At 62.9% G+C, this 26,268-nt stretch carries 27 protein-coding genes; 20 read left to right on the top strand and 7 right to left on the bottom strand.

Annotation, left to right across the window (positions count from 1 at the left end; genetic code table 11):
* Nucleotides 1–9 precede the first annotated feature (9 nt).
* From ACBG85_RS04670 to ACBG85_RS04650, 5 genes are all read left to right on the top strand, one after another.
* On the top strand, nucleotides 10–969 hold the full coding sequence (locus tag ACBG85_RS04670) for an ABC transporter permease (protein WP_003945671.1): 960 nt from the start codon (nucleotides 10–12) through the stop codon (nucleotides 967–969).
* Entirely contained in the window at nucleotides 969–3,047 is a 2,079-nt protein-coding gene (locus tag ACBG85_RS04665; protein ID WP_372027826.1) for a dipeptide/oligopeptide/nickel ABC transporter permease/ATP-binding protein, read from the top strand. The genes ACBG85_RS04670 and ACBG85_RS04665 overlap by 1 nt, the downstream gene beginning before the upstream one ends.
* Nucleotides 3,044–3,862, top strand: a complete 819-nt coding sequence (locus tag ACBG85_RS04660; protein WP_042449495.1) for an ABC transporter ATP-binding protein — start codon at nucleotides 3,044–3,046, stop codon at nucleotides 3,860–3,862. Before ACBG85_RS04665 ends, ACBG85_RS04660 begins: the two co-directional genes overlap by 4 nt.
* Nucleotides 3,863–3,922: 60 nt before the next feature.
* Entirely contained in the window at nucleotides 3,923–4,660 is a 738-nt protein-coding gene (locus ACBG85_RS04655; RefSeq protein WP_007734278.1) for a FadR/GntR family transcriptional regulator, read from the top strand.
* Nucleotides 4,661–4,727: 67 nt separating this feature from the next.
* Nucleotides 4,728–4,883, top strand: coding sequence for a hypothetical protein (locus ACBG85_RS04650; RefSeq protein ID WP_003945810.1), 156 nt, complete (start codon nucleotides 4,728–4,730; stop codon nucleotides 4,881–4,883).
* Between the two features lie 55 nt (nucleotides 4,884–4,938).
* On the opposite strand, the gene ACBG85_RS04645 is transcribed toward ACBG85_RS04650, so the two are convergent.
* Nucleotides 4,939–6,054 (bottom strand): nitronate monooxygenase family protein, encoded by a 1,116-nt coding sequence (locus ACBG85_RS04645; RefSeq protein ID WP_003945863.1) that lies wholly within the window; start codon nucleotides 6,052–6,054, stop codon nucleotides 4,939–4,941.
* A complete protein-coding gene (locus ACBG85_RS04640) occupies nucleotides 6,054–7,727 on the bottom strand; it encodes an acyl-CoA synthetase (protein ID WP_039973409.1) in 1,674 nt (557 codons plus the stop codon). Before ACBG85_RS04640 ends, ACBG85_RS04645 begins: the two co-directional genes overlap by 1 nt.
* A 79-nt stretch (nucleotides 7,728–7,806) precedes the next feature.
* Here ACBG85_RS04640 and ACBG85_RS04635 point away from each other — a divergent pair, with 79 nt between their 5' ends.
* A complete protein-coding gene (locus ACBG85_RS04635; protein WP_165638621.1) occupies nucleotides 7,807–8,631 on the top strand; it encodes a crotonase/enoyl-CoA hydratase family protein in 825 nt (274 codons plus the stop codon).
* A 136-nt stretch (nucleotides 8,632–8,767) separates the two neighbouring features.
* Here the strand turns inward: ACBG85_RS04635 and ACBG85_RS04630 are convergent, their stop codons facing one another.
* Together ACBG85_RS04630 and ACBG85_RS04625 are read right to left on the bottom strand one after the other, a co-directional pair.
* Entirely contained in the window at nucleotides 8,768–9,742 is a 975-nt protein-coding gene (locus ACBG85_RS04630; protein ID WP_165638620.1) for a hypothetical protein, read from the bottom strand.
* A gap of 171 nt (nucleotides 9,743–9,913) precedes the next feature.
* Entirely contained in the window at nucleotides 9,914–10,951 is a 1,038-nt protein-coding gene (locus ACBG85_RS04625; protein ID WP_019746980.1) for an LLM class F420-dependent oxidoreductase, read from the bottom strand.
* A gap of 73 nt (nucleotides 10,952–11,024) precedes the next feature.
* Here ACBG85_RS04625 and ACBG85_RS04620 point away from each other — a divergent pair, with 73 nt between their 5' ends.
* The 6 genes from ACBG85_RS04620 to ACBG85_RS04595 all read left to right on the top strand — a co-directional run bounded on the left by ACBG85_RS04620 (nucleotide 11,025) and on the right by ACBG85_RS04595 (nucleotide 16,138).
* Nucleotides 11,025–12,002: an OB-fold domain-containing protein gene (locus tag ACBG85_RS04620; RefSeq protein ID WP_314674996.1), complete on the top strand. Its 978-nt coding sequence runs from the start codon at nucleotides 11,025–11,027 to the stop codon at nucleotides 12,000–12,002.
* Between the two features lie 10 nt (nucleotides 12,003–12,012).
* The gene (locus tag ACBG85_RS04615; RefSeq protein WP_003945801.1) at nucleotides 12,013–13,083 is read left to right on the top strand and encodes a thiolase domain-containing protein; all 1,071 of its coding nucleotides are present in this window, start codon (nucleotides 12,013–12,015) and stop codon (nucleotides 13,081–13,083) included.
* Complete coding sequence (locus ACBG85_RS04610; RefSeq protein WP_007734272.1) at nucleotides 13,083–14,264, top strand: thiolase domain-containing protein; 1,182 nt, start codon at nucleotides 13,083–13,085, stop codon at nucleotides 14,262–14,264. The genes ACBG85_RS04615 and ACBG85_RS04610 overlap by 1 nt, the downstream gene beginning before the upstream one ends.
* A gap of 36 nt (nucleotides 14,265–14,300) precedes the next feature.
* Nucleotides 14,301–15,164: a TIGR03619 family F420-dependent LLM class oxidoreductase gene (locus ACBG85_RS04605; RefSeq protein ID WP_019746978.1), complete on the top strand. Its 864-nt coding sequence runs from the start codon at nucleotides 14,301–14,303 to the stop codon at nucleotides 15,162–15,164.
* A gap of 9 nt (nucleotides 15,165–15,173) precedes the next feature.
* On the top strand, nucleotides 15,174–15,584 hold the full coding sequence (locus ACBG85_RS04600; RefSeq protein WP_007734269.1) for a nuclear transport factor 2 family protein: 411 nt from the start codon (nucleotides 15,174–15,176) through the stop codon (nucleotides 15,582–15,584).
* 173 nt (nucleotides 15,585–15,757) lie between these two features.
* A complete protein-coding gene (locus tag ACBG85_RS04595) occupies nucleotides 15,758–16,138 on the top strand; it encodes a VOC family protein (protein WP_020906296.1) in 381 nt (126 codons plus the stop codon).
* 194 nt (nucleotides 16,139–16,332) lie between these two features.
* Here the strand turns inward: ACBG85_RS04595 and ACBG85_RS04590 are convergent, their stop codons facing one another.
* Nucleotides 16,333–17,583 (bottom strand): cytochrome P450, encoded by a 1,251-nt coding sequence (locus ACBG85_RS04590; protein WP_007734267.1) that lies wholly within the window; start codon nucleotides 17,581–17,583, stop codon nucleotides 16,333–16,335.
* Nucleotides 17,584–17,757: 174 nt separating this feature from the next.
* Between ACBG85_RS04590 and ACBG85_RS04585 the strand changes: the two genes are divergently transcribed.
* From ACBG85_RS04585 to ACBG85_RS04570, 4 genes are all read left to right on the top strand, one after another.
* Nucleotides 17,758–18,921: a steroid 3-ketoacyl-CoA thiolase gene (locus ACBG85_RS04585; protein WP_065456129.1), complete on the top strand. Its 1,164-nt coding sequence runs from the start codon at nucleotides 17,758–17,760 to the stop codon at nucleotides 18,919–18,921.
* Between the two features lies 1 nt (nucleotide 18,922).
* A complete protein-coding gene (locus tag ACBG85_RS04580) occupies nucleotides 18,923–19,411 on the top strand; it encodes a nitroreductase family deazaflavin-dependent oxidoreductase (protein WP_050655745.1) in 489 nt (162 codons plus the stop codon).
* Between the two features lie 57 nt (nucleotides 19,412–19,468).
* A complete protein-coding gene (locus tag ACBG85_RS04575) occupies nucleotides 19,469–19,882 on the top strand; it encodes a hypothetical protein (protein ID WP_007734258.1) in 414 nt (137 codons plus the stop codon).
* Between the two features lie 94 nt (nucleotides 19,883–19,976).
* On the top strand, nucleotides 19,977–20,648 hold the full coding sequence (locus ACBG85_RS04570; RefSeq protein WP_003945460.1) for a GNAT family N-acetyltransferase: 672 nt from the start codon (nucleotides 19,977–19,979) through the stop codon (nucleotides 20,646–20,648).
* A gap of 67 nt (nucleotides 20,649–20,715) precedes the next feature.
* Here the strand turns inward: ACBG85_RS04570 and ACBG85_RS04565 are convergent, their stop codons facing one another.
* A complete protein-coding gene (locus tag ACBG85_RS04565) occupies nucleotides 20,716–21,630 on the bottom strand; it encodes an SDR family oxidoreductase (protein ID WP_003945561.1) in 915 nt (304 codons plus the stop codon).
* Between the two features lie 102 nt (nucleotides 21,631–21,732).
* Here ACBG85_RS04565 and echA20 point away from each other — a divergent pair, with 102 nt between their 5' ends.
* From echA20 to ACBG85_RS04545, 4 genes are read left to right on the top strand one after another with little or no spacing between them, the layout of a single operon-like run.
* Nucleotides 21,733–22,509: a (7aS)-7a-methyl-1,5-dioxo-2,3,5,6,7,7a-hexahydro-1H-indene-carboxyl-CoA hydrolase gene (gene echA20, locus ACBG85_RS04560; RefSeq protein WP_003945611.1), complete on the top strand. Its 777-nt coding sequence runs from the start codon at nucleotides 21,733–21,735 to the stop codon at nucleotides 22,507–22,509.
* A gap of 7 nt (nucleotides 22,510–22,516) precedes the next feature.
* The gene (gene ipdA, locus ACBG85_RS04555; protein WP_003945662.1) at nucleotides 22,517–23,425 is read left to right on the top strand and encodes a cholesterol ring-cleaving hydrolase subunit IpdA; all 909 of its coding nucleotides are present in this window, start codon (nucleotides 22,517–22,519) and stop codon (nucleotides 23,423–23,425) included.
* Nucleotides 23,422–24,177, top strand: a complete 756-nt coding sequence (locus tag ACBG85_RS04550) for a CoA-transferase subunit beta (protein ID WP_003945796.1) — start codon at nucleotides 23,422–23,424, stop codon at nucleotides 24,175–24,177. Before ipdA ends, ACBG85_RS04550 begins: the two co-directional genes overlap by 4 nt.
* Entirely contained in the window at nucleotides 24,174–25,235 is a 1,062-nt protein-coding gene (locus ACBG85_RS04545; protein ID WP_019746967.1) for a nitronate monooxygenase family protein, read from the top strand. Before ACBG85_RS04550 ends, ACBG85_RS04545 begins: the two co-directional genes overlap by 4 nt.
* A 77-nt stretch (nucleotides 25,236–25,312) precedes the next feature.
* Here ACBG85_RS04545 and ACBG85_RS04540 read toward each other — a convergent pair whose 3' ends face one another.
* Nucleotides 25,313–25,993: an IclR family transcriptional regulator gene (locus ACBG85_RS04540; protein ID WP_223257971.1), complete on the bottom strand. Its 681-nt coding sequence runs from the start codon at nucleotides 25,991–25,993 to the stop codon at nucleotides 25,313–25,315.
* Nucleotides 25,994–26,268: the final 275 nt, after the last annotated feature.

Here is a 26,268-nt window from a genome sequence, read left to right as displayed (position 1 = left end):
GATCCCCCGATGGCAAGAGTCCTCCCCATGCTGATCAGGCGATTACTGATACTGATCCCCCTGATCCTCGGCATCATCGCGTTCGTCTTCATCGTGATGCAGTTCGCGCCCACCGATCCCGCAACCGCGGCGTTCAACGGTGGCAACCCGACTGCGGAACAGTTGCAGCAGTTCAAGGAAGAGAACGGACTGCTCGATCCGCTTCCGCTGCAATACGTTCACTTCGTGACCGATCTGGTCAGCGGCAACATGGGTGACAGTCTGATTTCCGGTACCCCGGTGTTGGATTCGATCTCCACCGCTCTGCCACTGACCATTCAGCTCACGGTTCTCGGACTGGTGATCGCCATCGTGCTCTCGCTGATCTTCGGCGTCACCAGCGCACTGTTCCGCGATCGTTGGCCGGATCAGGTCATCCGAGTGATCTCACTCGGTGGTGTGGCGGCACCGTCATTCTGGTTGGCACTGCTGATGATTCAGTATCTGGCTGTTCAACTCGGATGGTTCCCCACCGGTGGCTACGTCAATCCGAGCGACTCCGTCAGCGACTGGCTCTGGTACATGGCGCTCCCGGCGCTGTCCCTGTCACTGCCCGTCGCAGCACAACTCACGCGCATCATCCGCACGTCGATGGTCGAGGAGTTGGACAAAGACTACGTCCGGACCGCGATCGGCAGCGGCCTGCCCTATCACGTGGTGATCGGACGGAATGTGTTGCGTAACGCACTGATCAACCCGCTCACCGTCCTGGGTCTACGAGTCGGTTATCTCCTCGGTGGCGCTGTGGTCATCGAGCAGATCTTCGGCCTGCCCGGCATGGGTCAGCTCATGATCAACGGCGTCACCAACGGTGACCCCGCAGTCGTTCAGGGTGTTGTCATCGTCATCGCGGTCGGCTTCGTCGTCGTCAACCTCGCCGTCGACATCCTCTACCTGCTTGTCAATCCACGACTTCGGAGCGCAGCATGATGAGAAGAAAACTCACCGAGAAGCTTTCGCGACCCGGCATCACCTTTTCTCGCTTCCCCCTCTCGGCCTGGCTGTCGATGGCGGTTCTCGCGATCATCGTGCTCGCCTGCCTCTTCGCGCCGCTGATCACGCAGTACACCCCGCTCGAACAGGCGGTGGGTACCGCGGGCCCCAGCGCCGAGCACTGGTTCGGTCAGGACAGTCTCGGTCGAGATCTGTTCAGCCGCTTGCTCTACGGCGGACGCTGGTCGCTGACCATCGGTCTCGGTTCCACCTTCCTCGCACTGTGCGCCGGCGCTCTCATCGGATCGGTGGCCGCAACGAGCCGAAAAGGCGTCGACGAGACCATCATGCGTGTGCTCGACGTGGTCATGGCGTTCCCGGGCATTGCACTCGCTGCCGTACTCGTCGCGGCCTTCGGTGGTTCGATCCCGGTTCTGATCGTCACTATCGCGTTCCTCTACACACCGATGGTGGCTCGCGTCGTTCGCGCAAACGTTCTCGCTCAGTACGGCGAGGACTACGTCGCGGCCGAAAAGGTCATCGGCGCAAGAACTTCACACATCGTCGTCAAGCACGTCGTAGCCAACTGTGCTGCGCCCGTTCTCGTCTTCTGCACTGTCATGGTCGCCGACGCCATCGTGCTGGAAGCCAGCCTGTCGTTCATCGGCGCCGGTGTGCGTCCCCCGGACCCGTCGTGGGGATCGGTGATCGCGGACGGCAAGAACATGGTCCTCCTCGGTGGTTGGTGGGCAACGGTGTTCCCCGGCCTGCTCATTCTGCTGACGGTGCTCTCCCTCAACGTGCTCGCCGAGGGCCTGACGGACGCGATGGCCGATCCGAGTCTGAAGAAGACCAAGAAGACGCCCTCCGCGCTCCAAGCAGCGCAGACCGCTGCAGCGGAGGAGACCTCCAACGAGCTCATTCTGGAGGACGAAGCCGCATCGGTCACCGACACTCCGGAGTTGATAGACGACTTCGCCGATCCGAGCGTCGTGAAAGATGTTCTCGAGCCGGCCGCCGAGCCGACTCCTCTCGAAACGCACCTGAAGATCCTGGCGGAAACCGAGCGGTCCCGCTCCGATCGTCTTGTGTACGAGGGCGATGCCGCGCCACTCCTCGAGGTCCGCAATCTCACGATCCGGTTCCCGGAACGCTACGGAGACACCGCGATCGTCGACGACGTGAGCTTCACCGTCCGCCCGAACGAGACGATGGCACTCGTCGGCGAGTCCGGTTGCGGAAAATCGCTCACGTCGCTGGCGATCATGGGTCTGCTACCCAAGACGGCAGTGGTGACCGGCGAGATCCTGTTCGACGGAGTCAACGTCCTCGAGCTGAACAACCGAGAGCGAAACAAGCTGCGCGGGCACGACATGGCCATGATCTACCAGGACGCGCTGAGTTCACTGAATCCGGCGATGCTGATCCGCGCGCAGTTCAAGCAGCTCACCAAGCGCGGCGGTACCCGCACAGCCGAGGAACTGCTCGAACTCGTCGGACTCGATCCGGTGCGCACTCTCTCCAGCTACCCACACGAGCTTTCCGGTGGTCAGCGTCAGCGCGTTCTGATCGCCATGTCGCTCACCCGCAGTCCGCGGTTGATCGTCGCGGACGAGCCCACCACCGCTCTCGACGTCACCGTCCAGGCCCAGGTCGTGGACTTGCTCAACGATCTTCGGGGAAAGCTGGGATTTGCAATGGTCTTCGTCAGCCACGACCTGGCACTCGTAGCCTCCCTGGCCCACAAGATCACGGTGATGTACGCCGGTCAGGTCGTCGAGTCGGCGCCCACGAGTGATCTGCTCGTCGATCCCCGCCACGAATACACCCAGGGCCTTCTCGGTGCCGTTCTCTCTATCGAGGACGAAGCGCCGCGACTGCATCAGATTCAGGGAACTGTTCCCTCGCCCGGAAACTTCGCGGCGGGTGACCGTTTCGCCGAGCGTTCCACTCGCCCGGACTCCGACCCCCTCCGTAAGCCGGAGATGGTCCGAATCGACGGGACCGAGCATTGGTTCGCCGACCAGTCCGCGACTCCCGTACGTACAGAATCGGAATTGGAGAGCGTGCGATGACTACAGCTGAAGCACCCATCCTGGAACTGAAGAACATTCACGTCGTCCACAAGACCCGTTCGGGATCACTGTTCAAACCCGGCACGGTTCACGCGGTCAACGATGTCAGTATCGACGTACGACGAGGGACGACGATCGGCATCGTGGGCGAGTCGGGTTGTGGCAAGTCCACTCTGGCCAAAGTCATGGTCGGACTGCAGAAACCGACGTCGGGCGACGTGGTCTTTCGCGGCCGAAGCGCTCTGACCCGGTCGGCCGGCGTGCGCAAGGAGTTCGGCCGGGCGATTTCGATCGTCTTCCAGGATCCGGCTACCGCGCTCAATCCCCGAATGACGGTGGCCGACATCCTCACCGATCCACTCGACGTCCACGGCATCGGCAACCGCGCGAGCCGGACCGCCCGAGTTCGCGAGCTGGTCGGTTTGGTCGGACTCCCCCAATCTGCGCTCGAAGTCATCCCGAGCCAGATCTCCGGCGGTCAGCGGCAACGTGTCGCGATCGCGCGTGCACTCGCGCTCGAACCTGACGTCATCGTGGCCGACGAGCCGACGTCGGCGCTCGACGTCTCGGTGCGAGCGCAGATCCTGAATCTGCTCAGCGACATCAAGGCTCGGTTGGGGCTCGGCATGGTGTTCATCTCGCACGACATACAGACGGTGCGGTACGTCTCCGACACCATCGTCGTCATGAACGCCGGGCGGATCGTCGAGCAGGGAACGGCCCAGGAAGTATTCGACAACCCGTCGGATGCGTACACGGCCAAACTGCTGGGTGCGGCGCCCAGCCTCCTGCAACGCACCGTTGACGTGGGTTGACCAATGGAGCGGATGACCGGACATAGGATGAAGGACGTTCGTATCAGAAAAGGGGAATCGATGTCTGTCCGGAGTGGCACACAGGGCGCTCGTTTCAGCGCGCAAAACCGCATGCGCGCACTTCAGACGGACATCATGAACTTGATCCTCGAACGCAGGCTCTCCCCCGGCGACCCGATGCCCACCGAGGCCGAACTGTCCGAGGAATTGGGTATCGGCCGAAACACGCTCCGGGAGGCGCTCAAGGTTCTGCAGGCCTTGGGCGTCGTCGAGATCCGTCACGGCTTCGGAATGTTCGTCGCCCCTAGCAACTTCGACGCTCTCGCCGACGGCCTGACCTTCCGTGGCCGGTTGTCCTTGCAGGGCACCGGGCACGAGGCGATGGAACTGGTCGACATTCGTCAGGCACTCGAGACCGGACTGATCGGTGCGGCGATGGCCGAGATGACGTCGGCCGACCACGCCGACCTCGACGAACTCGTCACCGGCATGGAGGTCCGTGCCGCTGCCGGGAAGAACTTCTCCGACATCGACGCGACCTTCCACTCCCGCCTGTACTCCCCGCTGGACAACCAGGTCCTCGCTCAGTTGATGGACGTCTTCTGGCAGGTGTACAGCGAGATCCAGCAGGCCATCGGGCATTCGGATACGCCGCTGATCGACATCGCGTCGAAGCACCGTGCGATTCTCGACGCGATCCGTACGGGTGATGCAGTCGAGGCGGCGCACACTCTCGATGTGCACTTCGGTGGCCTGCGCGAGCGGATCGCCAGTCTCCATGCGTCGGAAGCGCAGTAATTTCGAAACACGTGATTTTGCTCCGCTGTCTCACCATCGCGCCCGTTCTTCCGGCAAAATTACGGGTATGAAGAACCCGAACCTGACGCCTTCGCGCGTTCTCGCAGTTGTCCTCGCTGCCGCCCTGGTCATTTTCGTGATCGCACGCCGCCGCGACGACGGCGCCCTCAGCCGCGGAGAATGGTTGTCGGACACCGTCGGACCGGACGACCTCGCCGGCTGAAACGACGTGTGCCCTCGGCCGAAACTCGGCCAAGGGCACACGCACGTGTCATCTACTACTTCATCGAATCCAGCCGGGTTCGCGCGTCCTCGAACCCGGACACCAGCTCTGCCATGACCTCGGCGACCGGGCGGATCTCGTTCATCCGTCCCACGATCTGACCGACGGGCATTGCCACAACTTCCGGGTTCTCCGATGCAGCGATTCTCTGATGAGCGTCGCTGACCAGAAGGTTCTGCAGCGGCATCGGCAATGGCGCCGGTGCTCCCGGGTTCGACCAGGCTTCCGTCCACTTGGTCTTGAGCAACCGAGCGGGCTTACCCGAGTAGATGCGCGAACGAACGGTGTCGGCCGACGTCGCGCCCAACAGTGCACGCTGAATAGCGGACGGGCCCTCGCCCGATGCACTGCCGAGTTTGTATTCGGACGTGGTGAGCCAGTACGAGCCCATCCACACTCCGGACGCACCGAGTGCAAGTGCGGCAGCCACCTGACGGCCGCTGCCTATACCGCCGGCAGCCAGTACGGCAGCTGAATCACCCAGTGCATCAACGATTTCCGGAACGAGAACCATCGATGCGATTTCGCCGGTGTGACCGCCGGCCTCGTAGCCCTGCGCGATCACGATGTCGACACCGTTCTCGACGTGACGACGTGCATGCTCGACGGCGCCGGCCAGCGCTGCTACCGGTACGCCCTTCTCGTGTGCCTGATCGATGACGTCCTTCGGCGGTGATCCCAGAGCATTCGCAATCAACGCAATCCGGTGTCCCAGAGCAACATCGACGTGTGACCGCGCCACCGAGTGAAGCCATCCCAGTACGCCGGTCGCATGCTCGACGTCGTCGGAAAGCGGCGGCACACCGAGCTCGTCGAGCGTGCGGTTGACGAAGGCGCGGTGCTCCTCCGGAATCAGCTTGTCGAGATCGACGGCGCCGCCCTCTGTCGGCACCTTGGCCGGCATGACGATGTCGACGCCGTACGGCTTACCGTCGGTGTTCTCGTCCATCCACGTCAGTGCGGCTTCGAGCTCTTCCGGGTCGTTGAACCGGACGCAACCGAGCACGCCCAGACCGCCCGCGCGGCTGATCGCGGCCGCGACGTGCTCGGAAGGAGTGAATCCGAAAATCGGGTATTCGATGCCGAACTTGTCGGCGAGATCCGAACGCATCAGGCTTCCACGCTTTCGTTTGCGGACGCCACAGGAGCGCCGTTTCCGTTGTGATCATCAGCCTCGCGCGATTCCGTTTCGGCCTTCGCCCAGCGGTAGTCGGGCTTGCCTGCCGGGTTGCGCTTGATCTGGTCCACGAACCACACGCTGCGCGGAACCTTGTATCCGGCAATCTCTTTGCGTGCTGCGGTGGCGATGTCGTGCAGCGTCGGCGACGTGCCTTCGCGTACCTGGACCACTGCGGCAACGCGCTGACCGAAGCGCTCGTCGGGGATACCGACCACCAGGACGTCGAAGATGTCCGGGTGCGCCTTCAAAGCGCCCTCGACCTCTTCCGGGTACACCTTCTCGCCGCCGCTGTTGATCGACACCGAACCGCGGCCGAGCATCGTGACCGTGCCGTCGGCTTCGACCTGCGCATAGTCGCCGGGGATCGAGTAGCGAACGCCGTTGATGGTGCGGAAGGTTTCGGCCGTCTTGACCTCGTCCTTGTAGTAGCCGAGCGGGATGTTGCCCTTGCGAGCGAGCATGCCGCGCTTGCCCGATCCGGGTTCGACCTCGTTGCCGTCGTCGTCGAGAACCGTTGTGGAGGCGTCGATCTTGACCGTCGGACCGCCAGTGTGCTTCTGGCCCTTGCTCAGCACGGCGAGTCCACCGAAGCCGGTCTCGGATGCTCCGATGGAGTCCGTCAGCAGGCGGTTGGGCAACAGTTCGAGGAACTGCTCCTGGATACTCGGCGAGAAGAGTGCAGCACTGCTGGCCATCACGTAGAGCGTCGAAAGATCGTACGGCTCACCGGTCTCCGGGTTTCCGGCGATGAGTGCGTCGAGCATCGGACGGCCCATCGCGTCACCAGTGATGAAGATCAGGTTGACCTTGTGCTTGTCGATGTTCTGCCACACCTCGTGGGCGTCGAATTCCGGGTGCATCAAACAGGTTCCGCCGCCGAAGAGGCTGTGGAATACCGCCGACTGCGAACCGCCGTGAATCATCGGGGGGATCGGGTAGCGGATCATGCTCGGGTTGGCGGCGCCGACCTTCGCCATCTCGTACTCGTCCTCGACCGGAACTCCGGTGACGAAGTTGATGCCTCCGCCGAGAACACGCCACCAGTCCTCGTGACGCCACATGACGCCCTTGGGACTTCCGGTGGTGCCGCCGGTGTAGAGCATGAAGATGTCGTCGTTGCTGCGCTCTTCGAAATCACGCTCACCCGAACTCTGCGCGAGTGCGTCCTCGTAGCCGATGCCGAAAGCACTGAAGTCCAGATCGGTGCCGTCCTCGACCACGATGACGGACTTGACCTTGGGAGTGTTCGGCAGGACGTTCGCGACCTTGTCCGAGTAGCGGCGCTCGTGAATGAGGGCAACCATGTCGGAGTTGTCGAAGATGTACTGCAACTCGTTCTCGACGTACCGGTAATTGATGTTGACCATCACGGCCCGGATCTTGAAAACCGCGACCATGGCCTCGATCGCCTCGATGACGTTCCGGCAGTAGATGCCGACCTTGTCACCCGGCTGAACGCCATGTTCACGCAGGTAGTGACCGAGGCGGTTTGCTCGGTCCTCCAACTGTGCATAAGTCATCTCGCGGTTGTCCGAGACCAGCGCAACGCGGTCCGGAACGAGGTCGATTGCGTGCTCTACGAAGTCTGCGATGTTAAGGGCCACGAGTTCAAAGTAGAACGTGTTACCGTTTCTGGCAAGACCCAATTTGAGAGCCAGCTCACAGACCCGCCAGGAGCCATCAGTGTCCACTTCGACGACCGAAAAATCAGACATTTCGGAAACCGCGCCGCATTGCCTCGTGGAGAAGCGTGGCCACGTTCTCATCGTGACCATGAATCGCCCCGAGCGTAAGAACGCCATCACCGGCGAGATGATGGCGATCATGGTCGACGCCTGGGATCAGGTCGACAACGACCCCGAGATCCGTGTCGCCATCCTCACCGGTGCGGGCGGCGACTTCTGCGCCGGCGCCGACCTCAAGAACATGTCCGCCAAGCCGCCGGGAGATTCCTTCGCGGGCGGTGGCGTCGACATGTCCAAGATCGAAGGCCTCCTCAAGGGCCGTCGGTTGACCAAGCCGCTGATCGCCGCCGTCGAGGGTGCAGCCATCGCCGGCGGAACCGAAATCCTGCAGGGCACCGACATCCGCGTCGCGGGTGAGAGCGCCAAGTTCGGCGTCTCCGAAGCCAAGTGGGGGCTCTTCCCGCTCGGCGGTTCCGCAGTGCGTCTGGTGCGACAGATTCCGTACACGATCGCGGCGGACATCCTGCTCACAGGTCGTCACATCAAGGCTCCGGAGGCCAAGGAGATCGGGCTCATCGGCCACGTGGTCCCGGACGGCCAGGCCCTCGACAAGGCGCTGGAGCTCGCGGAACTGATCAGTGCCAACGGCCCCCTCGCCGTGCAGGCGATTCTCAAGACCATCCGCGACACCGAGGGCATGCACGAGGAAGAGGCCTTCCAGATCGACGCACAGCTGGGTATGAAGGTGTTCATGAGCGCCGACGCCAAGGAGGGCCCGCGGGCTTTCGGTGAGAAGCGGGCGCCCCAGTTCAAGGGTGTCTGACCCACCCCTGTCTGAGCCACCCCCGTCTGACCGACCCCGCCTGAGCCCCCTTTCCCGTCCGCTCTCGGTCCCACCCACCCCCTTTTCGAGCGAACGTACCTTTCGGCGCCTTCAGTGCGCCGAAAGGCACTTTCGCTCAGCCGGTTTCGTCCAATTTCACCCATCTCGACCTCGCGAACACCTGCGGCCGGGGACGTGACTGCGCCAATCTGTAGTGCGCACGCAGGTCCTCGATCACGCGATCAGGGTCCGTTCGCAGTGCACTGGGCACCGTCGGCAACACGCTGATTCCCGCATTCTGCATACGCGTCCGACGCTCCACCGTGCGCTTGTAGTCCGTCGGCGCGGCATGCCATTCCAAGGAGTCGATGTCCCACGCGAAGGCAACCGAATCGATCCATCCGTCCGGAACTGCGATGAAGTCCCCGTTGGCATCCCGGATCTCATGGTTGAACAACATTTCCGGCAGCCCGCTCCGCTGCCACAATTTTCGCGCGTGAACCTCCGGAACCGAGTGGACGTTCGCGTTCACTTCGCGCAACACGACCCGAGGTAGCGCGGAACCCCGACTGCTACCCGCTTCGAGTTCCTTCGCAAGTTCGCGCACCGAGACATCGCCGCGCTGAACAGCCTCAGCGATGAGTGCCCGTGTGGGATCGAGCGCCTTGTACCGCCTCGCAGCGTCGAGTAACGCTCGCGGCAGCGGAGCACAGCGCAGACCGTTCCGAATCTCCGGCTCGGGCAGTCGAACAGGGCGCTCCACCGTGACGAACCCAACCGATTGAACTCGACGGTCGATGGGGATGAGCACCTGCACATCCCCCGAGTGCGTTCGATATCCGTACTCCGACATGGCTGATCGCCCGGTCAGCAGGGAATCGTCACCGCTCAACATGAGCGCAGCGATCGAGCGTTGACGTGGCGTCGGTTGACCGTTTCTGAGCAGAATGACCCCCGGCAATATGCGCTGCCACGGTCCACCTACCCGACACCGGGTGTGCACTGCGGAGTTGGACACGCCCAATCGCGCCAACTCCGCCGTTCGGATCACTCCGCTTCGACTGACGCGGTAAATCGCGTCCAGATCATCGCCCCACGTTCCTCGCCGCATGGTTGCAGCATGACTCGAGCATCAGCGCGGGCCCCGGCGGCGAACTGGGGTTTCGGTGCGCCTGTGGATAACTTTGGGCGAGCGAAAGGTACGTTCAGCGCCTCAGATGCGCTGAACGTGCCGTTCGCTCGAAAAAAGGGGGTACCGCTCGAAAATGGGGGGGTGCCCCGCTCAACCACCCACCGCGGCCGCGAGCTCTCGCACATGGTCGGCGTCGCGGCAGGTCACCAGCAGCATCGTGACTCCGGCTTCCTCCCAACGCTTCACGTCTGCGCGCACCTCGTCGACGTTGCCGATGATCATGGTCTCGGTGACCATCTCGTCGGGGACGACGGCAGCAGCTTCGTCCTTGCGGCCCGACATGAAGAGGCGACCGATCTCGTCGACCTCCTTCTCGTAGCCCATCCGCTTGTAGACCTGCGCGTGAAAGTTCAACTCCGGGGCGCCCATTCCGCCCACGTAGAGGGCGGTCATCGGCTTGAGAGCAGCGATGGCAGCGGCGCGATCGTCGGTCACGATGACCTGGCACGTGGCGGCCACCTCGAAGTCTTCGCGACTGCGACGGGCCCCGGCGCGCGCGAACCCTTCGTCGAGCCACTTGTTGTACATCGGGGCCAGGCGCGGGGTGTAGTAGATCGCCAGCCAGCCGTCGGCGATTTCACCGGCGAGCGCGACGTTCTTCGGCCCTTCGGCGCCGAGCCAGATCGGGATGTCCGCACGCAGCGGGTGCGTAATGGGCTTGAGCGGCTTGCCAAGTCCCGAACTACCCGGTCCCGCATACGGCAGAGGGTAGTGGGGACCGGGGCTGGTGACGGGCGCTTCACGGGCGAGGACCTGGCGCACGATCGAGACGTATTCGCGGGTGCGCGCGAGCGGCTTCTCGAACGGCTGGCCGTACCAACCTTCGACGACCTGCGGTCCGGATACGCCGAGCCCGAGGATCGTTCGCCCACCGTTGAGGTGATCGAGAGTGAGCGCGTGCATGGCACAGCTGGTCGGTGTTCGCGCCGAAATCTGTACGACGGAGGTGCCGAGACGGACGTTCTCGGTGCGCGATCCCCACCAGGCGAGCGGGGTGAAAGCGTCCGAGCCCCACGACTCCGCCGCGAAGACCGCGTCGAATCCCGCGCCTTCCGCGGCCTCGATCAGTTCCGGGGCGTTTGCCGGCGGCTGTGCGCCCCAGTATCCGAGTTGCAACCCAAGCTTCATCGCAGGCCTCCACATTGCCGGTGATCAGAAGTGACTCTTGCCACAATCTCTAGAACCTGTTCTACTCGATCTTGTGACCATCGGAAAGAGCGGGGTGGCCGACAAGCCCCTGAGCGCACCATTGAATCTCCATTTCGACTACACCAGATCGACGGGACCGACCATCGGCGCGTTCGTGACTGCCCTGCGTGATCGCAAGGTGATCGGCGCACGCGGGTCGAACGGTCGTGTCTTCGTGCCGCCACCGGAATTCGATCCGGACACGGCCGAACCACTGACCGACTTCGTCGGAGTCTCCGACGGCGGAACGGTCGTGAGTTGGACGTGGATGCCCGAACCCATCGAGGGTCAACCACTGACGAAGCCTTTCGCGTGGGCCCTGATCAAGCTCGACGGCGCGGACACGTCCATGCTCCACGCAGTCGACGTCGACTCCCCTGACGACATCAGCACCGGCCTGCGGGTTCGTGCTCGCTGGGCGTCGGAGCGGGTCGGGCAGATCAAGGACATCGAGTGCTTCGAACCGGGTGAGAGCGAAAATGGAATCGCGACAGTCGATTCCAGCGCCGATCCTGTCACCATGATCACGACGCCTGTCGACCTGCACTTCATGCATTCCGCTTCGGCCGAGGAGAGCTTCTACCTCCGCGGTCTCGCAGAAGGCAAGCTCATCGGTGGTCGCAGCGGACCCGAAGACAAGATCTACATCCCACCGCGCGGCGCCAATCCCACCAACGGGAAGCCGACGAGCGAGCAGATCGAACTGCCGGACAAGGGAATTGTCACCACCTTCTGCATCGTCAACGTCCCGTTCCTCGGGCAGCGAATCAAACCGCCCTACGTGGCCGCCTACGTGCTTCTCGACGGGGCCGACATTCCGTTCCTGCACTTGATTCTCGAATGTGATGCCGCGGACGTACGCATGGGCATGCGCGTCGAAGCCAAGTGGAAGCCTCGCGAAGAGTGGGGTTACACCCTCGAGAACATCGAATACTTCCGGCCGACAGGTGAACCCGACGCCGAGTACTCCACCTTCCAACACCACCTGTGAGGCTCCTGAAATGACTTCTGCAGACATCGCAGTCGTGGGCTTTGCTCAGGCACCCCACGTCCGCGAAACCAACGGCACCACCAACGGCGTCGAGATGCTCGTCCCGTGCTTCCAGCAGCTCTACAGCGATCTGGGAATCACCAAGTCAGACATCGGCTTCTGGTGCTCCGGATCTTCCGACTACCTGGCCGGACGAGCGTTCTCCTTCATCTCGGCCATCGACTCCATCGGAGCGGTCCCGCCGATCAACGAATCTCACGTCGAGATGGACGCTGCGTGGGCCTTCTACGAAGCGTGGATCAAGATCTTGACCGGCGAGGTCGAGACCGCGCTGGTATACGGCTTCGGCAAATCCTCCGCCGGGCACCTGCGCAAGATCCTGTCCATGCAGCTCGATCCGTACCTCGTCACTCCGCTGTGGCCGGACTCCGTCTCGATCGCCGGACTTCAAGCCCGACTCGGACTCGACGCGGGTAAGTGGACGCAAGAGGACATGGCGGAGGTTGCCGCTCGTAGCCGTCGTCACGCGCTGAGTAATCCGAAGGCTCAGCTCGCAGGCGAGGTCGACATCGAGGCCCTTCTCGCCAGCCCCTTCCTCGCAGATCCGTTGCGCGCACACGATTGTGCGCCCATCACCGACGGCGCGGCAGCAATCGTCCTGGCCTCGGGTAACCGCGCCCGCGATCTCTGCGAGCGGCCGGCGTGGATCACCGGACTCGAGCATCGCATCGACTCCCCCAACCTGGGTGCACGTGACCTGACCACCTCACCGTCCACTACGTCCGCAGCCAAGGCGGCAACGGGCGGCGAGGTCGGCAACATCGACGTCGCCGAACTGCACGCACCGTTCACTCACCAGGAATTGATCTTGAAGGAAGCGATCGGCCTGACCGACGCCACCACGATCAATCCGTCCGGCGGTCCGCTCAGCGGCAACCCACTGTTCGCCGGTGGTCTGGAACGAATCGGCCACGCCGCCAAGGCAATCTTCGACGGCCAGGCGAATCGCGCTCTGGCCCATGCAACAAGCGGCCCTGTGCTGCAGCAGAACCTGGTAGCAGTCTTGGAGGGACGGAACTGATGGCCGGAACGCCTCAACTCGCGGCCGTGCTCGGCACCGGCCAAACTCACTACGTCGCAAAGCGTCACGATGTCTCGATGGCGGGCTTGGTTCGTGAAGCCATCGACGCCGCGATGCTCGACGCCAACGTCGGCTGGGACGACATCGACGCCGTCGTCATCGGAAAGGCCCCCGACTTGTTCGAGGGTTCGATGATGCCCGAACTCGCCATGTCGGATGCTCTGGGCGCCAACGGAAAGCCGTTGCTGCGTGTTCACACTGCCGGCTCGGTGGGCGGTTCGACGGCTATCGTCGCCTCCAGCCTGGTCAAATCCGGTGTCCACAAGCGGGTTCTGACGGTTTCCTGGGAGAAGCAGTCCGAGTCGAACGCCATGTGGGCGCTGTCCGTACCGGTTCCGTTCAACATGCCCGTCGGCGCCGGTGCCGGTGGATACTTCGCCCCGCACGTCCGTTCGTACATTCGTCGATCGGGCGCACCGGAGCACATCGGCTACCTCGTCGCGGTGAAGGATCGGCTCAACGGCAGCCTCAATCCGTATGCGCACTTGCGGCAGCCGGACATCACTCTCGAATCGGTACAGGCATCTCAGATGCTCTGGGATCCGATCCGATACGACGAGACCTGCCCGTCCTCTGACGGCGCGTGCGCTCTGGTGATCGGCAACGAGGAAGCGGCCGCACAGGTCGAGGCCGAGGGTCGTTCGGTCGCGTGGATCCACGCGACGGCCATGCGCACCGAGCCGACCTTCTATGCCGGACGCGATCAGGTCAATCCGCAAGCCGGCCGTGACGCTGCAGCAGCACTGTGGAAGTCAGCGGGAATCACCGATCCGCTGAACGAGATCGACTGCGCCGAAATCTATGTCCCGTTCTCGTGGTTCGAGCCGATGTGGCTCGAGAACCTCGGCTTCGCGGAGGAAGGCCAGGGCTGGAAGCTGACCGAGGCAGGTGAAACCGCGATCGGCGGCAAGCTCCCGGTCAATGCCTCGGGCGGTGTTCTCTCCTCCAACCCGATCGGCGCCTCGGGCATGATCCGATTTGCCGAGTCGGCGATGCAGGTCATGCACCGCGCCGGCGATCACCAGGTAGCCGACGCGCGCAAGGCTCTCGGCCATGCCTACGGCGGTGGCTCGCAGTACTTCTCGATGTGGGTCGTCGGCTCCGAACGTCCCACCACGTAAGCAGCAGCACACACGCCGATCAGGAAGAGGCCGAAGATGAAGTACACCGTCGGGGTTGCCATGAACCCCTTGGACCAGTTAGCCGGTATCGCCAAAACTGCCGAGGAATGCGGCTTCTCGTCGATCGCTCTCCCCGATTCACTGTTCTTCATGGAAACACAGGCGGCGGATTACCCGTACACCCCGGACGGGTCTCGGATGTGGAATGCCGAGACCCCCTGGGTCGATCCGCTCATCGCCGCGGCTGCAATGGGCGCGGTGACCGAGAAGATCGAGTTCTACACCCAGGTGCTCAAGCTGGGTAGCCGCAATCCCGTCCTGCTCGCGCGGCAGGTCGGTTCGGTGGCGGCATTGACGAACAACCGTTTCGGCTTCGGCGTCGGAATCGGTTGGGCTCCGGAAGAGTTCGAGTGGTGCGGCGCTCCGTACAAGCGTCGGGGCGCACGTGTGGACGAGATGATCGACGTCCTCAAACTGATCCTCGGCGGCGGCATGGTCGAGTATCACGGTGAGTTCTTCGATTTCGATCGCCTGCAGATGAGCCCGGCCCCCACCAAGCCGGTTCCGTTCTACGTCGGCGGCCACACCGAGGTCGCACTCAAGCGTGCTGCGCGAGTCGGCGACGGTTGGACCTCGGCGATGATCAAGTTCGACGACCTGGTGGGTGTGATCGCACGACTACGCGAACTGCGCGCCGAGTACGGCCGCGAGAACGAGCCGTTCGAAATCCAGACGGTGTGCATCGACCGTTTCGGCAAGGACGGTTACGCAGAGCTCGAAGATGCCGGCGTCACGGACATCATTACCGTGCCTTGGGTTTTCGACGGAATCGGATTCGATGCCCCACTGGAGGCAAAGCAGGATTCGATGCGCAAATTCGCCGAGCAGTACATCAACTGAGGAGCCGCGATGACCGACGAACACCCCGCCCGCGTCGCGGGTAACGCTTCGCGCGCCGCAGCGAGTGGCAAGAACAAGGAAGCCTGGCTGGACCTCTTCGCCGAGGACGGTTGGGTGGAAGATCCGGTCGGGCCTTCGGGCTTCGATCCCGAAGGCAAAGGCCATCACGGGCGCGAAGCGATCTCCAAGTTCTACGACATGACGATCGCGAACGCGGACAAGCTCGAATTTCTGATCGACGATTCCCTGGTGTGCGGCAACGAGAACGTCAACATCGGCAAGATCCGAACCACCATCGGCGGCTCGATCATCGACGCCGAGGGCGTGTTCGTCTACCGGGTGAACGACGACGGCAAGATCGCGTCGCTTCGAGCATTCTGGGAAGTGGACCGTGCAATGAAGACGGCACGCAAAGCCTGAGAACCCACAGTACGAGCGCGGCCCCGGTCATCGACCGGGGCCGCGCTCGTCGTATTCGAATCAGCCCGTCGTACTTGCACCGAGAAGCTCGAAATGGTTTCCTGGTTCCCAACGTCGCGTGTCGATGACGGACTGCGTCAGGCATGGAGGCGTCGTACCGCAAGGGGTCACTCATGACCATTTCGTTCAATCACACCATCATCGCCGCAAAAGACCGACAAGAGTCTGCGTGGTTCTTCACTCACATGTTCGGCCTTCCAGGCCCGGTCGAAGCCGGCTACTTTCTCGGCGTTGAACTCGAGCACGGCGTGACGTTGGACTTCGCACAGGTGGAAGAAGGCGCCGAGGTTGCGTCTCAGCACTATGCTTTCCTCGTCTCCGAGGATGACTTCGACGGCATCTACCAGCGGATACAGGCGCTGAAACTGGATCACTGGGCCGATCCGCGCCAGTCGAGTACCGGCTTCAACACCAACGACGGTGGGCGTGGGGTCTACTTCCTCGACCCGTCGGGACATTTCCTGGAAGCCATCACCAAACCGTACGGCGGCTGAATTGGAGATTGAACTACAAACGGCGGCGCCTACGGGAGATGAGGGATCCCGCAGACGCCGCCGCAGTTCCAGGTTGCCAACAAGTGGCTCCCCGGAACGTCTACTGTAGTTCTGCGTGTTCGAGAGTGCAGAGGCAACTCCCGAAAACCTACACAGAACCTACTCGCCGGTTACCAGGTCAGTATATGTCCGGATCAGTGTTTGACCGGGCAGCCCGATGTCTTGTAATCAACCTGAAACTCTTTGATGCCGTTGAGCCAGCCCGAGCGAAGGCGTCGGGGATCCCCGAGCCTGGTGATGTCGGGTAGGTGATCGGCGATCGCATTGAAGATCAGATCGATTTCCAGACGGGCCAAGTTGGCGCCGATGCAGTAGTGCGCACCGGTGCCGCCGAATCCGAGGTGCGGATTGGGGTCACGCATGATGTCGAACTTCGTCGGGTTCTCGAAGACGTCCTCGTCGAAGTTGGCCGACGCGTACATCATCACGACGCGATCGCCCTTCTTGATCTTCTGTCCGCCGAGTTCGGTGTCTTCGAGCGCGGTGCGCTGGAAGGAAGTCACCGGGGTCGCCCAACGAACGATCTCGTCGGCCGCCGTCTTGGGGCGTTCCTTCTTGTACAGCTCCCACTGGTCGGGATTGTCGAGGAAGGCAACCATGCCGTGTGTGATGGCATTGCGAGTGGTCTCGTTACCCGCGACCGCAAGCAGGATCACGAAGAAGCCGAATTCCTCTGGGGAGAGCTCATTTCCGTCGATGTCAGCTTCGATGAGCTTGGTGACGATGTCATCGGCGGGACACTTCTTGCGCTGATCCGCCATCTGGTACGCGTATCCCAGAATCTCCATCGACGCTGCCTGCGGGTCGATGTCGAACTCGGGATCGTCGTACGACGTCATCTGGTTGGACCAGTCGAAGAGCTTCATTCGATCTTCCTGCGGCACACCGAGAAGCTCGGCGATTGCCTGCAGCGGAAGTTCGGACGCGACCTGAACCACGAAGTCACCGGCACCGCCGGCAGCCGCGGTCGTGACGATCTTTTCGGCACGCTCGGTCAGTTCCTCGCGCAGGCTGTTGATGGCGCGCGGGGTGAATCCACGAGATACCAGCTTGCGCAGCTTGGTGTGCTCCGGAGCGTCCTTGTTGATGAGAATGAATCGCTGCATCTCGACGTTCTCACGCGGGATGTCGTCGGCGAAGCGAGGAATCGCAGTGTTCTCGTGGGTCGAGAAGATGTCGCTTCGCTGCGAAACTTCCTTGACCTCTTCATGACGGGTGACCACCCAGAAGCCCTCGTCCTGGAATCCACCGATTTCCGGGGGCTGCGGATTCCACCACACGGGGGCCGTCTTCCGGAGTTCGGCGAACTCCTCGAACGGCATGCGTTCCGCGTAGATGTCGGGGTCCGTGAAGTCGATTCCCTCGGGGAATGCGGGCTGTGCCACTGATGTCTCCTGCCCTAAGCCTTTTCATCACAGGGGTGATGGGGATCCGTGATGTGTAACACGTTCTACTCTCATTGAAACACAAGCCTGCTTACTAGGAAAGGAAACGTCGGCAGGTCTTGCTTCCCGCAGAGAACCTGTTCTACTTTTTCATTACAAGGAAAGGAGCCCGCTGTGGGCACACCAGTAATCGTCGAGGCTGTCCGTACACCGATCGGCAAGCGCGGAGGTTGGCTCGCCGGTCTGCACGCCGCCGAGATCCTCGGAGCTGCACAAAAGGGAGTTCTCGACCGGTCGGGAATCGACCCGTTGCTGATCGAGCAGGTGATCGGCGGCTGCGTCACCCAGGCCGGCGCTCAGTCCAACAACATCACGCGCACGGCCTGGCTGCACGCCGGACTTCCGTGGCAGACCGGCGCAACCACCGTGGACTGCCAGTGCGGTTCGGCCCAGCAGGCGAACCATCTGATCGCCGGTCTGATCGCCACCGGCGCCATCGACGCCGGTATCGCCTGCGGCATCGAAGCCATGAGCCAGGTTCCCCTCGGCGCCAACGTCGGCGATCAGGCCGGACCGCGCCGACCCGCGACGTGGGACATCGACATGCCCAACCAATTCGAAGCTGCAGAACGCATCGCGCGTCGACGCGGACTGACCCGCGACGACGTCGAAGCCCTCGGCGTCCGCTCGCAGGCGCTGGCCAAGCAGGCTTGGGAGGAAGGACGTTTCGACCGCGAGGTTCTCGAACTCTCGGCACCCCAGGTCGACAAGGAAGGAAACCTCACGGGCGAGACCAAGGTCGTCAATCGCGATCAGGGCCTGCGCGATACGACGGCGGAGTCCCTTGCCCGACTGAAGCCCGTCCTCGAAGGCGGGATTCACACGGCCGGAACGTCTTCCCAGATCTCCGACGGCGCGGCCGCAGTCCTGCTCATGGACGAGGGCAAGGCTCGCGCGCTCGGATTGAAGCCGCGAGCCCGCATCATCGCCCAGGCGCTGGTCGGCTCGGAACCGGAATTCCACCTCGACGGACCGGTGCAGGCAACCAGCCGTGTCCTGGAGAAGAGCGGAATGAAGATCGGCGATCTCGATCTGTTCGAGATCAACGAAGCATTCGCATCCGTCGCACTGTCCTGGGCTCAGGTTCACGAACCTGACTTCGACAACGTCAATGTCAACGGCGGCGCGCTCGCTCTCGGCCATCCGGTCGGCAGCACGGGATCTCGCCTGATCACCACCGCACTGCACGAACTCGAGCGTCGCAACGGCTCGACGGCTCTGATCACGATGTGCGCCGGCGGCGCACTGGCCACCGGAACCATCATCGAGCGTATCTGAGATGACTACTCCCCCAGCCAAACCCAAGGGACTCGACGCTCCGGCGACGGTCAAGATCATCAAGTGGATGTCGAAGGCGAACGTCGCGATGTATCGCGCCACCGACGGGCGGCTGGGTAGCAAGTGGCGGGTCGGCAGCGCGTTCCCTCGCGGGCTGCCGATCTGCCTGCTGACCACCACCGGTCGCAAATCCGGCGAGGAGCGGATCAGCCCGCTGCTGTTCCTCGAGGACGGCGAGAACGTGATTCTGGTGGCGTCGCAAGGCGGTCTTCCGAAGAACCCGATGTGGTACCTCAACATCAAGGCAGACCCGGTGGTGACGGTGCAGATCAAGTCTCGGATCCGCTCGATGAAAGCCCGCGTCGCGGCCGAGGACGAGCGCGCTCGGCTGTGGCCGATGTTGAGGGCGATGTATCCGGATTTCGACAACTATCAGGCCTGGACCGACCGGGTCATTCCCGTCATCGTGTGCGAGCCACTGAAGAGTTAAACGAACTGTTTACAACAAAACGTTTACATTGACCCGGGTTCGTGCCACCCTGGGTTCATGACCGATGACCAGTTCAGACCGATCGATTCCGGCCGCGAACGCGCACATCGCGAGTACGCCGGACTCTTTCGAATCAGCGAGCGCCACGGCGCGACCCCAAGCCAGCGCGCGCGGCAATCTCATCCGGAGATGCTCGAGCCCTACGGCGCGGTGCGCGTCGTGGCTCGTCTTGCGGGTGGCACCGACACACCGCAGCCGAACGAACCCGAGGTCGACGATGCCGACGTCATGGCTGCGTTGACTCTGATCCCCAAGGCCCGAGCCGAAATGGAACAGCTGGAAGCACTGTTCCTCGGGATTGCCCGCGAACGGGGCATGACCTGGCAGGACATCGCTTTCGGACTGGGACTCGGAAGCACTCAAGCCGCCCGCCAGCGCTACGAACGGCTCGTTCGCCGCACCGGAGGCTGAACGCGTGCCATAACCGGCGAGTTGGAGCACTATTGACTCGTACGGTCCGCACGGCGTTTCGACAGAGCCTCGAACACAGCAAGGAGTCGCATATATGACGACGCATATTCAAGATCAAATCCTGGACCGACGCGAGATCACCTCAGCCCTCGTGCGTGCGCTGGAGCGTCGCCACGAGGTGCTGGACGCAGTGGTCGACAGCAAGGACCACCAGGAGGCACTGACCACCGTCGCGGAACTCCTCGGCACGTCGGAAGCAAATGCCGAAGCAGTTCTGAGCCTCAAGTTCAGCGCACTGACCAAGGCAGCGCGCGATCGCATCCAGGGCGAGCTGGAGAATCTCGACGCCACTCTCGAATGGACGACGCTCGATCGTCCCGCGAGCAGCGGGCAGAACTTCACCCTGCGTCCGTTCAGCGACAGCGCAGAAGACAAGGCACTGTTCACGATTCGCTCGGCCGAGCAGCTCGGCGAAGACGGCAAGCCGTGGAGCGAGGATCGGATCGAAGCCGAGCGCGTCGGCGGTCTCGGTCGGATCGACGACGAGAGCGCTGCCTGGTTCGTCGCCGAGGACGTCTCCGGTGACGGCCCGAAGAGCGTCGGCCTGGTATTCGGCGAACTCGACGGCCAAGAGGTGAACGTGGCGATCTGGATCGCGCCGGAATCTCGCAAGAAGGGCTACGGCACCGCCTGCGTGAAGCATTCGCGGCGCGAACTCGCAGCTGAGTTCCCCGGCACCGTCTTGGTGGTTCGGGCGCCCGCGTAGGCGGCACGCCGCCTGTGAGTGGTTGAGGAGTTCCTGCACTCCTTAACCACTCACAGGGCCGGAGGCCCTACGCCCCGTACACCGGCGTCGGAATCTCCGCCTTCTCCAACAGCGTTGCCACGACGGGCCCGATCTCCTTCGGGTCCCAGCGATCTCCCTTGTCCTCGCTCGGGCCGTGACGCCAGCCCTCCGCGACGGTGATCTTTCCGCCCTCTACCTCGAACACCCGGCCCGTGACGTCCTTGGACTCGGCGCTACCGAGCCAGACGACCAGCGGCGAGATGTTCTCGGGAGCCATGGCGTCGAAGCCCTCTTCCGGGGCTGCCATCGCTTCTGCCATCGCCCCGCCCGCGCCGACAGTCATGCGTGTGCGCGCAGCAGGCGCGATCGCGTTGACACTGACTCCGTAATTCTTGAGCTCGGCGGCGGCCTGGATGGTCATCTCGGCGATGCCGGCCTTGGCCGCGGCGTAGTTGCCTTGGCCGATCGAACCTTGCAGTCCTGCACCCGAACTGGTGTTGATGATGCGTGCGTCGACGGTCTTGCCTGCCTTGGCCTCGGCGCGCCAGTAGGCAGCTGCGTGACGGAGCGGCGCGAAGTGCCCCTTGAGGTGCACGCGAATCACCGCGTCCCACTCGCCTTCGCTCATGCCGACCAGCATGCGGTCCCGCAGGAAGCCTGCGTTGTTCACGAGTACGTCCAGGCCACCGAAGGTGTCGATCGCGGTCTTGATCAGATTCTCGGCGCCCGCCCAGTCGGCGACGTCGTCTCCGTTGACCACTGCTTGACCACCGGCGGCGATGATCTCCGCGACAACCTGCTCGGCCGGACTCTCACCGGTCGCGGAACCGTCGGCACCCGCACCGATGTCGTTGACGACGACCTTGGCGCCCTCGGCAGCAAATGCCAATGCATGCGCACGTCCGATACCGCGGCCAGCCCCGGTGATGATGACTACGCGTCCGTCGACCAATCCACTCATATTTGTCTCCTAATGCACTCTGCTCGGGCTTGTCGGCTCCGCTTGTGTGCTAACTTACCAAGCAATCGCTTGGTTTGGTACACAGACGTAAGGAATCCGGATATGGGCATCAGCACCTCCTCCGACGGAACCGGCATCACCACGGTCACCATCGACTACGCGCCGGTCAATGCAATCCCGTCCAAGGGATGGTTCGAGCTTGCCGACGCCATCCTCGACGCGGGCAAGGATCTCAACACTCACGTAGTGATCCTGCGAGCCGAGGGACGCGGATTCAACGCCGGCGTCGACATCAAGGAGATGCAGGCCACCGAGGGATTCGACGCGCTGGTCGCCGCCAACCGCGGTTGCGCCGCGGCCTTCGCGGCCGTCTACGACTGTGCTGTACCCGTCGTCGTGGCCGTCAACGGATTCTGTGTCGGCGGCGGCATCGGACTCGTCGGCAACGCGGACGTGATCGTCGCTTCCGACGACGCGATCTTCTCCCTCCCCGAGGTCGACCGCGGCGCACTCGGCGCTGCCACACACCTCTCGAGGCTGGTGCCACAGCACATGATGCGCACGCTCTACTACACCGCACAGAGCGTCGACGCACACACACTCAAGCAGTTCGGCAGCGTCTACGACGTGGTCCCGCGCGAGAAGCTCGACGAGTGCGCTCGCGAGATCGCCGCGAAGATCGCTGCCAAGGACACCCGCATCATCCGGTGCGCCAAGGAAGCCATCAACGGCATCGACCCGGTGGACGTCAAGGGCAGCTACCGCCTCGAGCAGGGCTACACCTTCGAACTCAACCTCCTCGGCGTGTCCGACGAACACCGCGACGAGTTCGTCGCCACCGGCAAGCCGCGCGAGAACGCAACCCAGAAGGAAGGCTGAGACAAACATGGCTAGCAAGCGTGACAAGACGAAGTCGCTCGACGAGGTAGTCGGCGAACTCCGCAGCGGAATGACGATCGGCTTGGGCGGCTGGGGATCTCGCCGCAAGCCGATGGCCTTCGTGCGTGCGATTCTGCGTTCGGACATCAAGGACCTGACCGTGGTCACCTACGGCGGACCGGATCTCGGACTGCTGTGCTCGGCCGGCAAGGTCAAGAAGGCGTACTACGGTTTCGTGTCCCTCGACTCCGCGCCGTTCTACGACCCGTGGTTTGCCAAGGCACGCACCGCCGGTGAGATCGAAGTCCGCGAGATGGACGAGGGCATGGTCAAGTGCGGCCTCGAAGCAGCTGCCGCTCGCCTTCCCTTCCTCCCGATCCGCGCCGGCCTGGGTTCGGACGTCCGCAACTTCTGGGGCGACGAACTCAAGACCGTCACCTCCCCGTACCCCGAGGCCGACGGCCGCTCCGAGACCTTGATCGCGATGCCTGCGCTCAACCTCGATGCGTCGTTCGTTCACCTCAATCTCGGTGACAAGCACGGCAACGCCGCGTACAACGGCGTCGACCCGTACTTCGACGACCTGTACTGCATGGCGGCCGAAAAGCGTTACGTCTCCGTCGAACGCATCGTCGAGACCGAGGAACTGGTCAAATCCGTTCCACTGCAGAACCTTCTGCTCAACCGCATGATGGTCGACGCCGTCGTCGAGGCACCCAATGGTGCGCACTTCACGTTGGCCGGCGAAAGCTACGGCCGCGACGAGAAGTTCCAGCGTCACTACGCCGAGTCCGCCAAGACCCCCGAGTCGTGGCAGGCGTTCGTCGACACCTTCCTCTCCGGCAGCGAAGAGGACTACCAAGCCGCAGTAAAGAAGTTTGCCGATTCATCAAAGGCAGGGGAGCAGGCAAAATGAGCGAATCCACCGTCACCCGCGCAGAGTACGTTGTTCTCGCTTGCGCTGAAATCTTCTCCGGTGCAGGCGAAATCATGGCCAGCCCGATGTCGACGTCGTCCACCATCGGCGCTCGCCTGGCTCGACTCACCACCGAACCCGACCTGCTGATCACCGATGGTGAAGCCCTCATTCTCGAGGACACTCCGGCCGTCGGAACGAAGGGCCCCGTCGAAGGATGGATGCCGTTCCGCAAGGTGTTCGACGTCGTCGCTTCCGGCCGTCGCCACGTTGTCATGGGCGCCAATCAGCTCGATCGCCACGGCAACCAGAACCTCTCCGCCTTCGGCCCGCTTCAGCAGCCGACGCGTCAGATGTTCGGTGTGCGCGGCGCCCCGGGTAACACCATCAACCACGCGACGAGCTACTTCGTCCCCAAGCACTCCAAGCGAGTGTTCGTCGACAAGGTCGACGTGGTGTGCGGTGTCGGCTACGACCAGATCGATCCCGAGAATCCGGCTTACAAGTACCTGAACATCCCCCGCGTTGTCACCAACCTCGGTGTCTTCGACTTCGGCGGACCGGGAAACACTTTCCGCGCGTTGAGCCTTCACCCCGGCGTCACCGCCGAAGAGGTAGCCGAGAACACCTCGTTCGAGGTTGCCGGACTCGCCGAGGCCGGTATCACCCGTGACCCCACCGCCGAAGAACTTCACCTCATCCGCGAAACCCTCGATCCGCGCAACCTCCGGGACCGTGAGGTCTCGGCATGACCCCCACCCTGAAGACCGCGCTGACCGAACTGGTCGGTGTCGAGTACCCGATCGTGCAGACGGGTATGGGCTGGGTTTCCGGTCCCGCTCTCACGTCGGCAACGGCCAACGCGGGCGGTCTCGGCATCCTGGCTTCGGCCACGATGACGTACGACGAGCTCGAGCACGCGATCAAGAAGACGAAGCAGCTCACGGACAAGCCGTTCGGCGTCAACATGCGTGCCGACGCCACTGACGCCCCGCAACGCGCGGATCTGCTGATCCGTGAAGGCGTCAAGGTCGCGTCGTTTGCGTTGGCTCCCAAGAAGGAACTGATCGCCAAGCTCAAGGACCACGGCATCGTCGTCGTGCCCTCGATCGGTGCTGCGAAGCACGCGGTCAAGGTTGCATCCTGGGGCGCGGACGCCGTCATCGTCCAGGGCGGCGAAGGTGGTGGCCATACCGGCGGTGTGGCCACGACATTGCTTCTCCCCTCGGTTCTCGACGCGGTCGATATTCCGGTCATCGCCGGTGGCGGATTCTTCGACGGCCGCGGGCTGGCTGCCGCACTGGCGTACGGCGCTGCCGGTGTCGCAATGGGAACGCGATTCCTTCTCACCAGCGACTCTTCGGTTCCCGATTCCGTCAAGCAGGAGTATCTCAAGCGCGGACTGACGGATACAACAGTCTCCCGCAAGGTCGACGGCATGCCTCATCGTGTGCTCAACACCGACCTGGTCAACAGCCTCGAAGGTTCCAGCTATGCAACCGGTTTGATCGCCGCGGCCAAGAATGCCACGAAGTTCAAGGCCATGACGGGCATGAAGTGGTCGACCCTCGCCAAGGACGGTCTCGCGATGAAGCGGTCGGGTGACCGCACGCTGATGCAGATCATCATGGCAGCCAACACACCGATGTTGCTCAAGGCCGGACTGGTCGAGGGCAACACGGAAGCCGGTGTTCTTGCTTCGGGTCAGGTTGTCGGCATGATCAACGATCTGCCCAGCTGCAAGGAACTGATAGAGAACATCATGGAGGACGCGGCCAAGCGTATCGACGCGCTTGCGGCTCTTCGCTGACGCAGATTCATCCGAGTGCGTCTCCCCCACTGCGCTTTACGCGGAGCCGGAGGAGGCGCACTCTGCGCATTGCCGAGCTAACCGGTCTGCTGGTGACGACCACCCGGCACCTCGAAATACTGGGAGATTGCCACCGCGGCCATCTGTACCGGTGCAACGTGTCGATCGTCGATCTTGCCTCGAACGAGTGGGCCGCTGATCGACAGACCGACTTCCGCTTCACCCAGCGCACCCACCCGCACACCGATGCAGCCGAGACCCGAAGTACACGTACCGAATACGACGCCGTACCGATGGTTGGCTATTGCGGAATGTTGCGCGACCGTCGAACGGCGGCCCGCTGCCAAGAGTGCCTTGCCGATTGCCGAGGATCGCGCCGGGATGCGAGAGCCGACGCCTGTCTGGAGGTCAGGTATCGCCTGGCTGCCGATCTTCTGAAGGTATCGCACGTTGCTTCCCTCGAGGACCCCGAGATGTACGGCCTGATTGGTGACGAGGTGCAGGTTGTACAACAACGGCACCACCACCCTCTCGAACTTGTTTCGATACAACGAGATTGCCCCAAGATCGCCGAGTTTGTCGCCGATTTCGTACTCGAGGCCTTCTCTGCGAAGCCAATCCATCCTCACTAGCTTCAGAAGCATCCTGTGCACGGACGATCGCGGAATCCCGGTTCGACGGGCCACCTCGCCCAGCGTCAACCGCGGCGTGTCACGAAAGCAATCCACCACCATCGCCAACCTGTCGAGGGTTGACATAGGGATGGGCTCTTCTGTGATCGGTCCGACCGACATGGCGTCTCCGTTTCGGTGATCCGCCCGTCGAGAGGACAGCGCTGGGCGTGCTCTGCTGACTGCAAATCTGGGCCTTCACCGGACGAACCGCCAGGGTGTTTCCCACCGTGCGGGAGACAAACCTGCCTGGCCACTCCACCTGCAGCTATACCGATCACCGGTTACCCCCGTTGAACCTGGACCAACTCCTCACCACAGTGGCCAACACAGATCACTGAACAAAGGACGACGTTTTGACC

It is taken from the genome of Rhodococcus sp. NyZ502 (genome assembly GCF_041464245.1).
GTDB lineage: Bacteria > Actinomycetota > Actinomycetes > Mycobacteriales > Mycobacteriaceae > Rhodococcus_F > Rhodococcus_F qingshengii.
Note: the sequence above shows the minus strand (reverse complement) of the source record. Positions and strands in the feature narration are given on the sequence as shown.

Coding starts and splice junctions, on each gene's coding strand:
- ACBG85_RS04650 (WP_003945810.1), top strand. CDS start 4,728: ATGAAGAACCCGAACCTGACGCCTTCGCGCGTTCTCGCAGTTGTCCTC.
- ACBG85_RS04615 (WP_003945801.1), top strand. CDS start 12,013: ATGACTTCTGCAGACATCGCAGTCGTGGGCTTTGCTCAGGCACCCCAC.
- ACBG85_RS04570 (WP_003945460.1), top strand. CDS start 19,977: ATGACGACGCATATTCAAGATCAAATCCTGGACCGACGCGAGATCACC.
- ACBG85_RS04580 (WP_050655745.1), top strand. CDS start 18,923: ATGACTACTCCCCCAGCCAAACCCAAGGGACTCGACGCTCCGGCGACG.
- ACBG85_RS04575 (WP_007734258.1), top strand. CDS start 19,469: ATGACCGATGACCAGTTCAGACCGATCGATTCCGGCCGCGAACGCGCA.
- ACBG85_RS04600 (WP_007734269.1), top strand. CDS start 15,174: ATGACCGACGAACACCCCGCCCGCGTCGCGGGTAACGCTTCGCGCGCC.
- ACBG85_RS04630 (WP_165638620.1), bottom strand. CDS start 9,742: ATGCGGCGAGGAACGTGGGGCGATGATCTGGACGCGATTTACCGCGTC.
- ACBG85_RS04605 (WP_019746978.1), top strand. CDS start 14,301: ATGAAGTACACCGTCGGGGTTGCCATGAACCCCTTGGACCAGTTAGCC.
- ACBG85_RS04625 (WP_019746980.1), bottom strand. CDS start 10,951: ATGAAGCTTGGGTTGCAACTCGGATACTGGGGCGCACAGCCGCCGGCA.
- ACBG85_RS04610 (WP_007734272.1), top strand. CDS start 13,083: ATGGCCGGAACGCCTCAACTCGCGGCCGTGCTCGGCACCGGCCAAACT.
- ACBG85_RS04540 (WP_223257971.1), bottom strand. CDS start 25,993: ATGTCAACCCTCGACAGGTTGGCGATGGTGGTGGATTGCTTTCGTGAC.
- ipdA (WP_003945662.1), top strand. CDS start 22,517: ATGGCTAGCAAGCGTGACAAGACGAAGTCGCTCGACGAGGTAGTCGGC.
- ACBG85_RS04645 (WP_003945863.1), bottom strand. CDS start 6,054: ATGCGTTCGGATCTCGCCGACAAGTTCGGCATCGAATACCCGATTTTC.
- ACBG85_RS04545 (WP_019746967.1), top strand. CDS start 24,174: ATGACCCCCACCCTGAAGACCGCGCTGACCGAACTGGTCGGTGTCGAG.
- ACBG85_RS04655 (WP_007734278.1), top strand. CDS start 3,923: ATGTCTGTCCGGAGTGGCACACAGGGCGCTCGTTTCAGCGCGCAAAAC.
- ACBG85_RS04660 (WP_042449495.1), top strand. CDS start 3,044: ATGACTACAGCTGAAGCACCCATCCTGGAACTGAAGAACATTCACGTC.
- ACBG85_RS04595 (WP_020906296.1), top strand. CDS start 15,758: ATGACCATTTCGTTCAATCACACCATCATCGCCGCAAAAGACCGACAA.
- ACBG85_RS04550 (WP_003945796.1), top strand. CDS start 23,422: ATGAGCGAATCCACCGTCACCCGCGCAGAGTACGTTGTTCTCGCTTGC.
- ACBG85_RS04665 (WP_372027826.1), top strand. CDS start 969: ATGAGAAGAAAACTCACCGAGAAGCTTTCGCGACCCGGCATCACCTTT.
- echA20 (WP_003945611.1), top strand. CDS start 21,733: ATGGGCATCAGCACCTCCTCCGACGGAACCGGCATCACCACGGTCACC.
- ACBG85_RS04670 (WP_003945671.1), top strand. CDS start 10: ATGGCAAGAGTCCTCCCCATGCTGATCAGGCGATTACTGATACTGATC.
- ACBG85_RS04565 (WP_003945561.1), bottom strand. CDS start 21,630: ATGAGTGGATTGGTCGACGGACGCGTAGTCATCATCACCGGGGCTGGC.